Source organism: Coleofasciculus sp. FACHB-712, assembly GCF_014695635.1.
GTDB lineage: Bacteria > Cyanobacteriota > Cyanobacteriia > Cyanobacteriales > FACHB-T130 > FACHB-T130.
On record NZ_JACJOQ010000356.1, the window covers coordinates 19,638 to 34,141 of the forward strand.

11 protein-coding genes and 1 pseudogene are annotated in these 14,504 nt (G+C 45.7%); 6 read left to right on the top strand and 6 right to left on the bottom strand.

Going from position 1 to position 14,504, the window contains the following annotated elements; all coding sequences use genetic code 11:
• Positions 1 to 177 precede the first annotated feature (177 nt).
• Positions 178 to 7,404: a cadherin-like domain-containing protein gene (locus tag H6F50_RS09370; RefSeq protein ID WP_190428481.1), complete on the bottom strand. Its 7,227-nt coding sequence runs from the start codon at positions 7,402 to 7,404 to the stop codon at positions 178 to 180.
• 964 nt (positions 7,405 to 8,368) lie between these two features.
• On the opposite strand from H6F50_RS09370, the gene H6F50_RS09375 reads away from it, so the two are divergent.
• Both H6F50_RS09375 and H6F50_RS09380 read left to right on the top strand, forming a co-directional pair.
• Positions 8,369 to 8,821, top strand: a complete 453-nt coding sequence (locus tag H6F50_RS09375; RefSeq protein ID WP_190428491.1) for a hypothetical protein — start codon at positions 8,369 to 8,371, stop codon at positions 8,819 to 8,821.
• Positions 8,822 to 8,823: 2 nt separating this feature from the next.
• Positions 8,824 to 9,054, top strand: coding sequence for a hypothetical protein (locus H6F50_RS09380; RefSeq protein WP_190428482.1), 231 nt, complete (start codon positions 8,824 to 8,826; stop codon positions 9,052 to 9,054).
• Positions 9,055 to 9,081: 27 nt separating this feature from the next.
• Here the strand turns inward: H6F50_RS09380 and H6F50_RS09385 are convergent, their stop codons facing one another.
• Complete coding sequence (locus H6F50_RS09385; RefSeq protein WP_190428490.1) at positions 9,082 to 9,636, bottom strand: site-specific integrase; 555 nt, start codon at positions 9,634 to 9,636, stop codon at positions 9,082 to 9,084.
• Between the two features lie 55 nt (positions 9,637 to 9,691).
• Between H6F50_RS09385 and H6F50_RS09390 the strand changes: the two genes are divergently transcribed.
• Together H6F50_RS09390 and H6F50_RS09395 are read left to right on the top strand one after the other, a co-directional pair.
• Positions 9,692 to 9,853, top strand: coding sequence for a hypothetical protein (locus tag H6F50_RS09390; protein ID WP_190428483.1), 162 nt, complete (start codon positions 9,692 to 9,694; stop codon positions 9,851 to 9,853).
• Between the two features lie 384 nt (positions 9,854 to 10,237).
• Entirely contained in the window at positions 10,238 to 10,411 is a 174-nt protein-coding gene (locus H6F50_RS09395; RefSeq protein ID WP_190428484.1) for a hypothetical protein, read from the top strand.
• A gap of 9 nt (positions 10,412 to 10,420) precedes the next feature.
• Here the strand turns inward: H6F50_RS09395 and H6F50_RS09400 are convergent, their stop codons facing one another.
• Together H6F50_RS09400 and H6F50_RS09405 are read right to left on the bottom strand one after the other, a co-directional pair.
• Complete coding sequence (locus tag H6F50_RS09400) at positions 10,421 to 10,600, bottom strand: hypothetical protein (protein WP_190428485.1); 180 nt, start codon at positions 10,598 to 10,600, stop codon at positions 10,421 to 10,423.
• Between the two features lie 324 nt (positions 10,601 to 10,924).
• Positions 10,925 to 11,083 (bottom strand): hypothetical protein, encoded by a 159-nt coding sequence (locus H6F50_RS09405; protein WP_190428486.1) that lies wholly within the window; start codon positions 11,081 to 11,083, stop codon positions 10,925 to 10,927.
• 17 nt (positions 11,084 to 11,100) lie between these two features.
• On the opposite strand from H6F50_RS09405, the gene H6F50_RS09410 reads away from it, so the two are divergent.
• Positions 11,101 to 11,877, top strand: coding sequence for a hypothetical protein (locus H6F50_RS09410; RefSeq protein ID WP_190428487.1), 777 nt, complete (start codon positions 11,101 to 11,103; stop codon positions 11,875 to 11,877).
• A gap of 159 nt (positions 11,878 to 12,036) precedes the next feature.
• Here H6F50_RS09410 and H6F50_RS09415 read toward each other — a convergent pair whose 3' ends face one another.
• Positions 12,037 to 12,768 carry a PEP-CTERM sorting domain-containing protein gene (locus H6F50_RS09415; RefSeq protein WP_190428488.1) on the bottom strand — a complete coding sequence of 244 codons (732 nt, stop codon included), beginning with the start codon at positions 12,766 to 12,768 and terminating at the stop codon, positions 12,037 to 12,039.
• Between the two features lie 659 nt (positions 12,769 to 13,427).
• Between H6F50_RS09415 and H6F50_RS09420 the strand changes: the two genes are divergently transcribed.
• Positions 13,428 to 13,976 (top strand): PEP-CTERM sorting domain-containing protein, encoded by a 549-nt coding sequence (locus tag H6F50_RS09420; protein ID WP_190428489.1) that lies wholly within the window; start codon positions 13,428 to 13,430, stop codon positions 13,974 to 13,976.
• A gap of 149 nt (positions 13,977 to 14,125) precedes the next feature.
• Here H6F50_RS09420 and H6F50_RS09425 read toward each other — a convergent pair.
• Positions 14,126 to 14,392: pseudogene (locus H6F50_RS09425) on the bottom strand (IS1 family transposase); the annotation flags it as partial.
• Between the last annotated feature and the right edge of the window lie 112 nt (positions 14,393 to 14,504).

The window sequence follows — 14,504 nt, forward strand, 5'->3', positions numbered from 1 at the left end:
GAAAAAGTAAGGAAGAAGTAAGGAAAAAAATATAACCCAGCATGAGCAGAAAAGCTCATGCTGGGTTATAGGCTGGAACGGGATAGCGAGCGCACCCGAAAAGATTGGTGTTATGGAGTACTAATTCGTTGGGCGAGCAAGATTAAACAGTGATGAAGTTAGCCTGACAAGACGCGATTAAACGAAAATAAAGCGAGCATCTGTTGTCAGGCTTGTTGAGTTTAAATCTTCGTTTTTGAGGACGGCAATCAATTCTGTTCCTGAATTAGTAAAAATGCCGATAGATGCCTTATCTGTAGACACAGATGATGGAACTGACCCCAAAGAGTAGTTGCTAGCTGTTCCCTTAAGCTGAATGCGATCTTCAGCTTCAAAGCCAACAATCTTGGCGTAGTCATTGTAGCCACCAAGGTTGTAAAAGACTGAGGTACTTTCTCCTAGAATATAGGTGTCGGCTCCGTTGCCACCCTTGAGTTCGTCCATTTGATTTGCACTCCCTGTACCACTTCCCCAACCAGTGAGGATGTCGTTACCGTCGCCGCCTTGGAGGTCATCGCTGCCAAGTCGGCCAATGAGCGTGTCGTTGCCATCACCACCCAGAAGTTTGTCGTTACCACCCTGACCATCAAGGTAATCATCGTCTTCTGCACCACCAAGAAACTCATTAGCACTGGTCCCAATAACGCGATCGCGCCCTTCTTTGGCATTTACTTTATCTTTGTGGATGCCAGAGAGTTGGCTCATGTAGATGATGTCATTAAAAGGAGTGGCATTATTATTAGCAACAATCAGTTCAAAGGCATCACTAACTGTGCCACCATCTCCATCATCGGCTGTGACATTCACATTAAAAATGCCAGGACTGGAAATAGTGCCTGATAATATACCCGTGTTGGCATTGATGCTGAACCCGGTGGGCAATCCTGTAGCACTATAAGTAAGAATCTCCCCTTGGTCAACGTCGGTAAACTTGTTGCTGACATTTAAGGAGAAGGCTTGATTAACCGAGGTGATTTGATCCTCAATTCCTTGCTCGGCCACAGTAGGAGCATCATTGACAGGAGTGAAGCTGCCTGCGGGGATAGTCACAGTTGCCGGGGTAGTGCTCAACTCACCATCACTGACGCTGACGGCATAGCTGGGTGGATTTTCACCACCGTTGTGGACGAACTGCACAAGTCCGTTGTTGATGTCGTCCTGGGTGAAGCTGGTAATTGCCGTTCCTGGAATTCCAACCGACTCGAACTGACCACCTGTGACGTTACTAGCTATGTAAGTCAGTTCAGTTGCAGGAGTATCAGAGTCAGTTACATTTAAGTTGGCAGAAGAGAAGATGACTGTAGCGCCTTCAGTGATGCTCAGAGTATTAGTTGCTAGAGTGGGAGCGTCATTAACGGAGGTAAAGCTACCAAGGCTAACTGGAGTTGCAGGGGTGCTTAACTTACCATCGTTGATGCTAACTGAGTAGGAAGGAGCTGCTTCACCACCGTTGTGGACGAACTGCACCAGTCCGTTGTTGATGTCGTCCTGGGTGAAGCTGGTAATTGCCGTTCCCGGAGTGCCTACCGACTCGAACTGGCCACCTGTGACGTTACTAGCTATGTAAGTCAGTTCAGTTGCAGGAGTATCAGAGTCAGTCGTGTTGAGGTTAGTAGAAGACAGGATGACTGTAGCGCCTTCAGTGATGCTTAGAACATTAGTTGCTAGGACGGGTGCATCGTTAACAACAGCGATCGCAAAAGACTGAGTTGCTGTCACTGAGCCGCCATTGCCATCTACTACGTTGTAGGAAAGGTTGATGGTGCCATTGAAGTTGGCAGCAGGTGTGAAGGTGTAGGTGCCGTTATTGTTGTTGACCAAGGTGCCGTTGCTGGCAGTTAGATCAGCAACAGAGAGAGTATTGCCCTCTACATCGGTGAAACCTTGTAACAAAGCACTTTGGCTGATTGTGTAAACCGTGTCTTCAGTTCCAGCAGCTAATGTTGCTGTCGGTGTACCCGTAGGTGCATCGTTGATGGGAGTGAAGCTACCCTCTGGAATGGTCACCGTTGCTGGGGTGGTGTTCAACGCACCATCGCTGACACTGACGGCATAGCTGGGTGGGTTTTCACCTCCATCATGGGTGAACTGCACCAGTCCGTTATTAATCGCCGCTTGGGTAAAGCTGACAGTGCCGTTGCCGTTAGTGGTGACGCCTGTACCGCTGAAGCTGCCACCACTGATGTTGCTAATCGTGTAGATTAGCTGCGCTGGAGTATTATCCAAGTCACTGCTGTTGAGGTTGCTGCTGCTGAAGGTAACCGTGCCACCTTCAGTGATGCTGAGGGTGTTGGTTGCTAGTACAGGGGCATCGTTGACGGGAGTGATCGCAAAGGATTGAGTTGCTGCCACTGAACCACCCTTACCATCCACTACGTTGTACGAAAGGTTGACCGTGCCGTCGAAGTTGGCATTCGGTGTGAAGGTGTAGGTGCCGTTATTGTTGTTGACTAAGGTGCCTTTTGTAGCAGTCAGGTTAGCAACAGAGAGAGAGTCACTATCAGGATCTGTGAAACCTTGTAGCAGAGCCGTCTGGGTAATGGTGTAAGGGGTATCTTCGGTACCTGCCGCTAACGTTGCGGTCGGTGTACCCGTGGGCGCATCATTCACCTTGGTAAAGCTACCAATGCTGACAACTGCTGGAGTGGTTGCTGGAGCAATGCCATCGCTAACACTGACGTTGTAGCTAGGTGCTGCTTCACCACCATCATGGACAAATCGTACTTTGCCAGTGTTGATGTCTTCGTGGGTAAAGCTTGTAATCGCTACATCTTGATTGGCAATCAACTCAAACCGACCACCTGTGACATTGCTGACGGTGTAAGTTAGTCCAGCTCCAGTTGTGTCAGGGTCAGTGGTGCTGAGATTGGCAACAGACAGGGTAACTGTGCCACCTTCGGTGATGCTGAGGGTATTGGTGGACAGAACAGGAGCATCATTGACAGCAGTTACGGTCAAAGTCCGGTTGCCCGTAGGTTGTAAGACTGGATCACCAGCTAGCCCACCGTACTCTACAACGTAACCTGCCTGATCAGTATTAGTGTTAAAGATGTCATTCCAGGCATTATTGATCCAGAAGTGAGCGTAATGCTCGGTGCCCCCAAAATTATCTGGCTGACCGGCCACCCAGTTAAAATACTGACCGTTGGCTGGAGTGCTACCGTTGCTAAAGATGCGTCCTTGTCCATTGTTTTCTAACCCCTCTGGACCAGTAACCCACCGCCACACGGACTCTGTCGCTGCATCGCTGGCACCTATCCAAGCCCGCTGACCTTGTAATTTGCCTGCGATGAAAGAGTTCTCTTGAACGGAGGTAACTGTCGCCAAATATCCCTGTATCCCTAGAATGGTTCGTCCTGCGGCAGCAGTTCTGGCATTTGTCCATGAAATGCCTGGCGCAGAAACAAACTCATAGAAATGCCCATTAGCCGCATTAAATGAAGCAGGAGCAATGGAGAAAGTAATGGAGCGATCGCTGGTTGTCGGTGCATCGCTGGTATTGAAGTACCGCACCGAACGAAGCGCTGTCTGGTAGTCCGCGATTGAGGCTGTACCTGACAACGACAAGATGCCAGTGGTGGTGTTGTAGCTACCGCTGATTCCGAGCTGGTTATTGAAGAGCAGGCGATCTTGGCTGGTGTTGAAATTTGTGCCGATGCTGACCGTCGCACCAGTGAGCGTATTGGTTCCATTGAGGAACAGCGTTGGATCGATGACGACACCTGAATTGTTTTCTACATAGTTCCCGGAGCCAGGTGTAGTAGCCAATTCCAATGCACTAGCAACGGCACTGGTTGCGGCACTAGTGACCGATTCAGCAGTGCCCTGTCCGTCAGTGTAGGCGGCGGTGACAGTGATGACCTTACCAACCTGGTTTTGTCCGAGAGTGAAGGTGCTGCTGGTGGCACCGGCGATGTTAGTTCCGCCAGCCTGCCACTGATAGCTGATTGTGCCCAAACCATCAACATCAGACAGGGTGTTATTGGCAGTCAGGATTGCGCCCTGGGTGGGGTTGCCGGAGATGGTGACGCTGCCTGTCGGTGCATCGTTAACAGGAGTGATCGCAAAGGACTGAGTTGCTGCCACAGAGCCACCCTTACCATCCACCACGTTGTACGAAAGGTTGACAGTGCCATTAAAGTTAGCAGCAGGCGTAAAGGTGTAGTTCCCACTGCTATCTGCCGTCAGAACCGTGCCATTGGCTGTAACATTGCTCAGTAACAAGGAATCGCCATCAACATCACTAAAGCCTGCTAGCAAGTCGGCTTTGCTGATAGTGTAAGGAGTGTCTTCGGTTCCAGTTGCTAGAGTTGTGGTCGGTGAGCCTGTTGGTGCATCGTTGACTGCTGTAATACTTGTGTTGATGATGTTGGTGCTACCAGAAATCGCCGTAGTTCCCCCATTCGTACCAGTGTTCAGATTGATGCGAGTACCTCCACTGGTAAACCCACTGCTATAAGTGTTATCCAATGCCCGAACAGTTAAAGCAGGGGGATCACCGTTGTAATTGGCAACGGGAACAAACCGGACTACTGTGCTGGCAGAGAGTGCCAGAGCCGTTGCACCATCCGCAACCGTGCCCACAGCAAACCAGTTCGTACCATCTGTAGAGTATTGCCACGTCCCTTGTGTAGTTGTATTTGCGGTATTCCCAACTACTGCAACACCGCCAAGGCTTGCGCCTGCATCCGGGTCGCTAAACAGCCCATTGAAGAGGGTGGAAATCGTTTGACCGTTAGGGTTGGTGGTATCTTCCGCAACAGCAGCTAATGTTCCATTGCCTGTAAGATTAGGTGCCTGGTTGAGGAGCGATAGTCCAATATCATTACCATCCCCTGCCGCATAAGAGATGGTGGCATTTATTCCAGAACCCAGATTGACTGTAGCTCCTTGAGCTAAGCCATTAAATTTTCCATTGATAGCATCAACACCATCATTGTTGACAATGATAAATGTGTTGCCACCACCTGGCGTAAATCCGCCAAACAGTGATGTATTCAGCACAGCACTCGTGCCAATCGTCACTGTACCCGTTACATTTAGCTGATCGTAGAATCCAGCTCCATTGCCTGCCGATGTACCGCCCAACTCTACGTTGAACAGTGAGCCGTTGGTAAAGTTAACAGAGCGTGTGTTGAGAATACCAATGCCACTACCAGGAGCTAGTACACCGCCACTGTTAACCGTGACATTGCCAATTACTGTGCCCGATCCGCCGAGGGTTCCACCGCTATTGATGGTAGTGCCAGCGGTAGCAGTTTTACCATTGACATCAAAAATGCCTTCATTAACAACAACTGATGAAAAAGTTTCATTGGAACCTAGCAATGCTTTGTCTGTTGAGGTAGCCTTATCGATCGCAAGATTACCTTGGGTCCCGCTCCCCAATCCTGTAAAGGTGTTTGTCGCACTGCCGACTAAAGTAATGGCACCCGTTCCACCGAACCCATTGGCATCACTAGAAATCACATCTCCAGCAACTTTAATACTGAAGCCACTGCTTGTAATTGCACCAACTTGGGTGATGGTCAGGTCATTGTTAACCACCAAGTCCTTGCTCAGGATGAAGTTAGAACCTGAGTGAAACTTCAACTCAACATCATCAATAGACCCAGTGAAATTACTGGTATAACTGTCGTTAAGAAAGTTATTCGGCTCTCCAAAGATCACCTTACCGCCAGCATTTTTGAGCAGACCTGAACCGGAGAGAGTGCCACCGCGTAACCGCAGGTCATCGGTGAGCAAAACATCGCCCCCCGTTTTGGCAACATCGAGATTCACCAGCACCCCAGTCCCACTGATACTCTGGTCAGTGCTGCTTACCAGTTGAATAGCCGAGTTGGTGTTGCTAAAGTTGGCATCGTTGGTGATGACATCTCCAGTTACCTTGATGTTGAATGTGCCACCACTGCCTGTGATTGCACCAATCTCGGTGATGGTCAGGTCATTGTTAACCACCAAGTCCTTGCTCAGGATGAAGTTAGAACCTGAGTGAAACTTCAACTCAACATCATCAATAGACCCAGTGAAATTACTGGTATAACTGTCGTTAAGAAAGTTATTCGGCTCTCCAAAGATCACCTTACCGCCAGCATTTTTGAGCAGACCTGAACCGGAGAGAGTGCCACCGCGTAACCGCAGGTCATCGGTGAGCAAAACATCGCCCCCCGTTTTGGCAACATCGAGATTCACCAGCACCCCAGTCCCACTGATACTCTGGTCGGTGCTGCCTACCAGTTGAATGGCCGAGTTGGTGTTGCTAAAGTTGGCATCGTTAGTGATGACATCTCCAGTTACCTTGATGTTGAATGTGCCACCACTGCCGACAATTTGATTGACATCGGTGATGGTGAGGTCATTGTTGACCACCAAATCTTTCACTAGAGTTAGACTCCCAGTAGGCGTCGCAACTTCCAGGTTGTACAGCGCTGCTGTACTATCTACAGTCTGATTTCCAGTGAAGCGTACTGTTCCTGTCCCTGAGTCAAAACTGCTGGCATTAGCGATCGCCAATCCCCCTGAAACCGCCAGTGTATTTGACCCCAGGCTAAGGCTTCCTGTATAAGCAGCAGCCACCTGAAGGTTTTGAATACTGACATTGCCATTAATAGTGGCATTTTTGGTCGATGTTCCATCAAAAGATGCCACATCATCTGCATCAGGAATACCGTCTGCATCTGATCCTGTGCCACTAACGAGGAGCCAATTCGCTGCCTCAGTCCAGTTATTGGTTGTACCGCCACCACTCCATTTAAAAGTTGCCATAAAAATTCCGGAATATGTTTCAGTAACTTCTTTACAAAAAGCAAGCCGTGGTTCTACCTGTGATGGACTCTGCCCATTAGCAACAGGTATCGTTGTATCCAGTCTCCAATTCGTTTCTAAATCTCCGTTACCAACCCTAATCGTTGAAGCGTGGACAGAGGCTCCGGTTAACTCACTCAAGCAGTGGATGAAGGCTTGTCCGCGATCGCCTTTTGCAACTTCACAACCGTAAATTAACAGTTCAGCATTGGGAGCTAGCCAATCTGCCCAGCTTAAAAGTTCGTTTCCATAGTGATTTAGGGTTTCTAGACTGAGTTCGCGATCGCCAATATAAATTGCACCAGAAGCACCATGAGAGACAATGTGGACGCTGCTAACTCTCTGCCGTTCCGCCAGTGCCCGACTAATCTGCTCCACACCATCCTGTCTAGAGTCGAGGACAACCACCTCAATTCCTGGCGCAACTCCAGCAACTAAACTTTGGTAATCTTCTAGCCCGGAATCAATAAAGGCAATTCCATCCAGGACTTGCCCAACTTCATGAAAGTTTTGATGATAGTTAATTTCTCTGCTGAGTGTCATGCCTATGTTTCTTGCCATTTTTACAAAGTTATCGGTTTCAATTACATTAAAAGAGTACATATCGAAATAATTGCTCGAGTGTTTTCTGAAAAGTGAGTCTCATGGCGATTCACTTTTAACACTGTCCTTCTGACTTCTAGCTTTTGATTGACTCTTGTTTTTTCAATAGAATCTACAAGAGAGTCTGATTTTGAGGGATATTAAAAAACAGTAAAAACACCTCTTCCCAAAGCTTTTTGATTCAAACAAAAAGCTTTGGGAATCCATAAAATATAATCCTTCAAGAAGTGAGACTAAGTTTGTGAATGAAAATGATTTAAATAGTAAGTATTGTCAAATGATTAATTATTTAAGATTCAATTTATCACTCGCTATTCAGTATGCTTAATTGGCTCAATAGTGTCGATATATAAAAGTTCGTATATTTGTGAATATATTCAAAAATTAATCTTTAAAAGAATAAGCAATGACTTTACCCAATCTTTAACTAGATAGATTGATAAATACTCCTTTTTATGTATCTAAACTAAATATTACAAAATATTCGATAGGTCAATATATATAACTTCGTATATAAAATCGTAACGATCCACAAAACATTTTAAAAGTCAATACAGTTAAATTCGTATTTTCGTAATAGTAAAGTCTGTTATTGAGAAAAAGTGATCGCAAGCCAAATTGATGGAGAGTTGAGGAAGACTAGTCTCTAGTGCAATCACCAGGAATCAAGATGGTAAGTTAAGCGATCGCTTTTTCTCCCTTTGGGTCTTCTTTGCCCTCAGCGGTTTGCAAAAAAAGGATTGTTGTCAGATTAAAAGCGCTATCATCGTTCCCTAAAAATTAGATTTGGTTAAACCTAAACTCTTCTTTAATAGCTTGAAGCACTCTTGGTAAGCAAGGAAAAGTTAGGGAGAAAGTCAGATGATTGTAAAGTTGGATTGGGTGTATTCCAAAAAGGTAGGGAAAAGGTAAGACATACCGCATGAGTCAAACAGATAATGAGGATATTCCATTCAAACAGCTGCTAGGATTGGTAGACGCTGCCGTTTTCAATGCCACAGGCAAACACCTGGAAACTCACCAACAACAGGAGGATTTGCTCGGCTTTTTATACGACCTGCCTGCTACGGTGAAAGTGGTTATCACCAGTCGAGAACCCACTCCTTTTACCAGCACTATTCGGCTGGCAGCTTTGCCCGAACCTGAGGCTATCTACTTAATCCAACACCAGGCTAGGGAAAAAGACATACAGCTTAGTTTGGAACAATCCCAGCAACCATCGGCAATCTCCAGACTGGATTTGATGCAAGTGGGATCTGGTGCTTTGTTCACCTGGGCATGGCAGGAGTTTTTTGATGGGGTCAACTACTTCCGTCGAGCGCTCGGATTGGTGGTGTTAGGGGCCATGATCGCCCTCAGACTGCATATCGGTTGACCTTGAACCCGCCACTTTATCCGGCAGGAGTTGTGGGCCGCGATCCGACAAAACACGAATGCCAAGCTATCCTCTCCTGCCTCGCCTTTACCTTTGGTACTTACTATAAGAGCGATCTCTGCGGTTTGCGTCTGAACGCCAGAAGCCTTCAGAATCCCCTCATCAAACATCCAGCGATCGCTCAACGTATAAAGGTCGCGATCGCTTGTGAAAAACAGGCTTTTCAAAAATAATCAGGCGCTCGCAGATGGCTCTTACCTTCACCAACCAATCATCGATACTGCCTTACGCTTCTGCTCTGGCGACACTTCCAAGTAGCGTTGCAAAGTACCCAGGTCGTTGTGGCCTGATATCTCTTGAATGTGCCTGAGCGGTATCCCGGCATTGTGCATCTGGGTGAGAGCAGTTCGCCGGAAGCTGTGGGTACTCACCCCCTCGACTCCTATGCGCTTGCAGGCATCTTTCAGAATCTTATCAGCCATAAACCGACTCAGGTGTTCCTTCCCCCTGATTCCAGACGGGAACAGCGCCCCTGGTTGAGCGAGCGGGTACTCTGCCAGTATTGCCGCGAGTGCAGGTTGAATGTCCACGACGCGGGTTTTCAGTTTTCCCTTCGTGGTAGACTTCCTGAAAGTCAACGTTCCACTTTTAATGTCCGTGGTCTGGAGCGCCAGCGCTTCCGACACCCGACACCCGGTAAACAAACAGATGGCAAACAAAGCGCGATCGCGTGGCGACTTAAACCCATCAGTGAACAAACGCCTCAATTCATCCCCTGTGAGAATTTTTCCTTGCCCGTTGCCGCTAACTTTCATGGCTTCGCTTTGTGAATCCACCTAGACTACACGAAACATGGATTTCGTGGAATAGATGCCCAAAAGTATTGCTCTAGCGTTGATTAAAAGATTTCGGATTGTTGGATTCAACCGAGCTTATCAATCCCGCTCCATCCGCTTCACGAGAGAATCAGGGTTTCGGGCGCAATCGATGATTTTTGCTTATGCCTGCGCTGTTATCACCGTCATCAAGTAAGGTCCGTGACGCTGAATTTGTAACTAATCGTTTGTTCCCTCTGGTGTCCACAGTTGTTCCGATTCAGCAAGGAGTTGGAAATCTTGAGTGCGATCGCCCTTAAGAATTCGGCGCTCCGAATTCTAGCTTCACTAGCCAGGAGGATCGGAAGTTGAGACAGCGATCGCTATCTGGTTCCGTAAGATGCAGGGCACAAACTAGAAAAGGATTGCGAGGAGTGCTAAAGCAGCGATCGCGGTTTATCTTTTCAAGACTGATCCGGCTGCTCTCGAAGGGTGTGATCACGCTCCTTTCAAGAGCAACGCTGCAAGGTAGAAGCGAAGCTTACAGGGTGCGATCTGCGCGCAGAGCGCGATGACTTATGCCTTTGAAGCAATAAACCTCATGGAAAAGTCGCAGGTGGGATGGTTACAAGTCGGGAAAAGAGTTTATGACGATGTAGAGCCGGATCGGGCACCAGTGCGATCACCGGTTGAGAAATATATGTATTCCGGATTGGAGGAAAATCCTCTCTCAACTCCAACCGAGGATTCTGGTTTGATCGAACAGGACTCTTGAATCACTGCCTTAAATGCGATCGCCAGTCGGGAAAGTCGCATATCCCGACTTGCAGGAAAGTTCTCTGTTAACTCCAATCAACCGTTCTGGGTTGATAGACCAGGACTTTTGAACCGTTGTTAAAAGTGCGATCACCATTGAGAAATACAAGAGTCTCTTTGCGATACCCTGCTGGACAAGATTAATCATGTTCGACAATTACGAATCCTGAGTAAAAGGTGCTTTCCTCAAGCCGAGCCAATTGATTTAAGAAAGCAACGGCTGCATCGATCGAAGTCAGGCTGGATTCCCGCCGCTAGGGACACAGACTCACCGACAACAGGCTGTGGAAAATTACCTAGCCTCGATCTAACCGCTTGAATAGGTGCAATCCCTCTGTCTTGAAGCCCCTGAAATCAGGATGAGCAATCGCATCCTTCATTTGCTGCTCTTAGTTTTAGTAAAAGGCTTGAGTTACAACTGATGTAGCAACCTGGACATTATGGGAAATGGCTATGACAGGCAAGCACTACATCACAGTTCACCATCATCCATTAGCTCTTTCATCAGCTTGTCCAGCCTGTCGTTCGCATCTTTGGCAAAGTTGATGCACTCCACACTTGCAGCCATTCCACCTGCTGCCGTAACCGTTCCTTGTGCAACTTTTCCGGATAGCAGGAGCGTATCACCCACAAGACTGATCCAACAAAATGAATGAATCTAATCAAGCTCCGTCCTCGTCTTTATCACTACAACTGCTACTCAAAGAACTGGAAAACTTGGTAGCCTTTGAATCCGGTAGGAATGGCACCCCTTGGATTAGTATGGCTAGACTCACAGAACTTTTTCATGAAAAGCATGGGTTTTCACCTGAACAAGTGGCAATCAATCAAGGTTATAGTGATAGTTTAAAAAGCCTTATAAAAAGTAGCGGAAATTTTTCGATCTACAGCACGCCAATATCTCAAGAGTTTCATATAGCTCTTTTTCAGGCCGTAGTTCCTAGTTATAAAGAAATTCAGATATCTCCAATTCAATATAGAATTAAGCGGCTTCGGAAAATTGATAGATACTTGCTTCAGACCCTTCTGGTTCAACCCAAAGTGAAGCGAGTCCGGAAAGTCGATAAAGCTTTAGTTAGGACACTGGAAGCTAAGGATGCTAAAGAGACTCCACACTACCAAAAACAAAAGATATTAGAATCTCACCCAAACTTGCTTGCTGAGATTAGCTCAGAAAATGACTTAGAGGTAGCTTTAATAGAGATTATCAGGAGTTTAACGGAAAATAACCCAAAAAAGTTTGTGACGATTGCGGTATTAAGCAACAAGTTTTGTGGCTATTATAAGCAACCGATACGGGCTGTTATGCGAACTATGTGCCCTGATATGAGATTGATTGAGTTACTTCAGGCTAACCCTAGTCTTTTTGTCCAGAAAGTGGATGATGGCTGGCAGGTTACTATAGAAACTCATTTTATAGATTGAGATATTGGCGAGAGATATAACAACTGCGCTGCGATGTCCTGATATCGACAGCCAGTACGACACGGCAGTTAATCATTCTGAGAACTATCCAACCAAAAACTCAAAATCCCCCGGCGTGACCGGAGGGATTCAAAAGCTATTATTTTACATATTCAGCTTTTAGCACTTCAGCACTCTTTCTTTTCTTTTGCGAAGAGTAGCGGTAACGCCGAAAACTGCTAATCCTAATAGTGCTGAAGGCTCAGGAACAGGTTTAACGTCGGGAGGTGCTACATTGCCATATTCAATATTATCTATAGCGTTAAAAGTTCCATCCACCTGCCGGTCTCCAAATGCCGAACCACTTGTAAAAATCACTTGGTCAAATGAGCCATCAGTTGCCACAACTCCAAAAAATCCCTTGGCACCTTCAGTTGGAGTAATTGTACCTACAGTTTGACCGGAAATGATAATCGAGGCAGCATCACCCTCAAAATCATAGTTTTCAAAGTCAAAGCCAAAGGCAGAGAACAAACCTGGCAATTTAATTGTTACTTTTTCACCAAAGTCTAAACCATTTAGATTCAGTAGGGGAGTATTATCAATACCAGTAGCACCAGTAAACTCGTAGGGTTTAACATCTATTAGAACTTCACCAACAACCTGATTTCCGCTAGCATTGGTACTTAATATAAGTGAGCCAGCAGGTAGAGAGCCACAACACTCACCAAGCGATATATCTGTGGTAAACGAATTAAAATCTTCTTTACCGGTAGTTTCGCTAATAATTGCCAGCCATGATGCCCTGTCATTATAGGTTTGAAAGGCCAAAGCATTGGCGAAGTCGCTAATACAACTTAGCAGCACCGTACCAGTAGAAAGTAAAGCCACAGACAAAGCTGTTTTCAACATAATATTTTTTATCTTTCAGAAAAACTTAAGTACTGACAGTGTTTCACGAAGAAACTTGCTTGGCAAGGCAGTTCTAGCTGTTTCAGCCAATCTTCATCAAATCTTTAAAAACAATGAGGTACTTTTGTGAAGACGAAAAAGCACTGAAATTAACATTGAGTGTATCGGTGATTGGCTAATAGATTTAGCAGAAATTTCAATTAACTTGGAAATTTTGTTGAGGAAATGTCCGCAATTGTGCTCATTGATTTATGTATTACAAAACGACACTAATATGTCTCCACGACAATTAAAAAGTCGCTGTACAGTACAAGATGTGAGTTTAGTAAAATTTCATTTTACGTCTATTAAGTAAGATTGAGTTCTTTAAACTACCTATTCTAAGCCTACCTTCCTCTTCTTCCTCTTACCTATTTTCTAGTTATTCTAATAATTAATCCCTGAACTAAACTCAGTATAATTTTGCATTCGAAAAATTTAAAATTATGTATATTTCCTGATATTTCTATCAATTTAACTGTTGAATTTTATGTTTTTCTGATGAAGACCCAGGACAAGTACGGAATGTTGTCGTTTTAGGAGATTACAATGTCGAGTGACACAAGCCACAGAGAGTAAAAAGCCTAATCCAGGCTTAGGAAATTTTAAAAGGAGCAAGAATGTCAAGCAGAATCCTGAGCAAATTAGCTATTGCAACTGTTGGTGTAGTCCTGAGCTTGGCTACAATTTCAACTAAACCAAGCCAAGCAGCTACAATCAGATATCGTTTTGATGTGTATGACGTTGAAGGCCCTAACAATGAGTTTTTCGAGAGCGGTTTCGGTTTCTTTAACTACGAAAATTCATCCATCAGCGGAATAGAACTTGAAACAGTTCCAGTTAGTGACCTTTCTTTTATATTAAATGGGATGCCTCAGCTGACGGGGCCTGATTGTTGCAATGGGCAAGATAGGGTAGAAACCGTGTCTTTTTTGGAAGGGGAAATCTTAGGATTGACGTACAGTCGTTATCGAACTTTTTCTATCTTAGGGAAGACTATAGATTTTAGTTACCCCGGTCAGGGTCCAACACCCCAAGGAAAGGTAAGGTATACATTACTTGACGGGGCACAACCTCCTAAGTCTGTTCCGGAGGGAAGTACAACCTTGGGGCTGAGTGTTCTAGGTTTAGGCTTCTTAGTGAAGAAAAAGCTAAGTAGGTCAACATAATTAAACGTAGGGTGGGTACTGCAACCCGTTTCTACTCCCATCTCGCACCCTTCTCAAAAAGCAAAATTATCGGGTGTGTATAGCCCTTCGGGTATGGATGCGCTAAAGCAAGAAGTATGGCACTAGATTTCGAGGCTAAGGAAGTCTATCTAGATGGTGCCTCTTGCTTGATACATCGTATTTTGGTAGTGCTCAAGATGTAAGGATGCATTGTAGTGGTGAACGAAGTACCAAATTGCCCCGATATGGTTCTCCAACTTCTAAGAATTCGATAATGTCTTCCTCACTAAACGCGATACTCGCTGGCGCAAAGTGCAGTTAAACCGCTCAATATAACTGGTCTTACCACTGTCTTTACCCACACTTTGATGTCGCTTACTTGGAAAGACCTCATCGTACGCAGCCCAAAAATCAGTAGACCTCTTGCGGAATTAAGATTATTTGGCTATTTTTAGCTCATAATTATAAATTCCTGCAATTAGATTTACTCGCAATCCAAATCGCTTCCTTCGATTTCTATAACGGCTA

Excerpts from the sequence above, each read along its gene's own strand:
- H6F50_RS09370 (WP_190428481.1), bottom strand. The coding sequence starts at position 7,404 with ATGGCAAGAAACATAGGCATGACACTCAGCAGAGAAATTAACTATCAT.
- H6F50_RS09375 (WP_190428491.1), top strand. The coding sequence starts at position 8,369 with ATGAGTCAAACAGATAATGAGGATATTCCATTCAAACAGCTGCTAGGA.
- H6F50_RS09385 (WP_190428490.1), bottom strand. The coding sequence starts at position 9,636 with ATGAAAGTTAGCGGCAACGGGCAAGGAAAAATTCTCACAGGGGATGAA.
- H6F50_RS09390 (WP_190428483.1), top strand. The coding sequence starts at position 9,692 with ATGCCCAAAAGTATTGCTCTAGCGTTGATTAAAAGATTTCGGATTGTT.
- H6F50_RS09395 (WP_190428484.1), top strand. The coding sequence starts at position 10,238 with ATGGAAAAGTCGCAGGTGGGATGGTTACAAGTCGGGAAAAGAGTTTAT.
- H6F50_RS09400 (WP_190428485.1), bottom strand. The coding sequence starts at position 10,600 with ATGATTAATCTTGTCCAGCAGGGTATCGCAAAGAGACTCTTGTATTTC.
- H6F50_RS09410 (WP_190428487.1), top strand. The coding sequence starts at position 11,101 with ATGAATGAATCTAATCAAGCTCCGTCCTCGTCTTTATCACTACAACTG.
- H6F50_RS09415 (WP_190428488.1), bottom strand. The coding sequence starts at position 12,768 with ATGTTGAAAACAGCTTTGTCTGTGGCTTTACTTTCTACTGGTACGGTG.
- H6F50_RS09420 (WP_190428489.1), top strand. The coding sequence starts at position 13,428 with ATGTCAAGCAGAATCCTGAGCAAATTAGCTATTGCAACTGTTGGTGTA.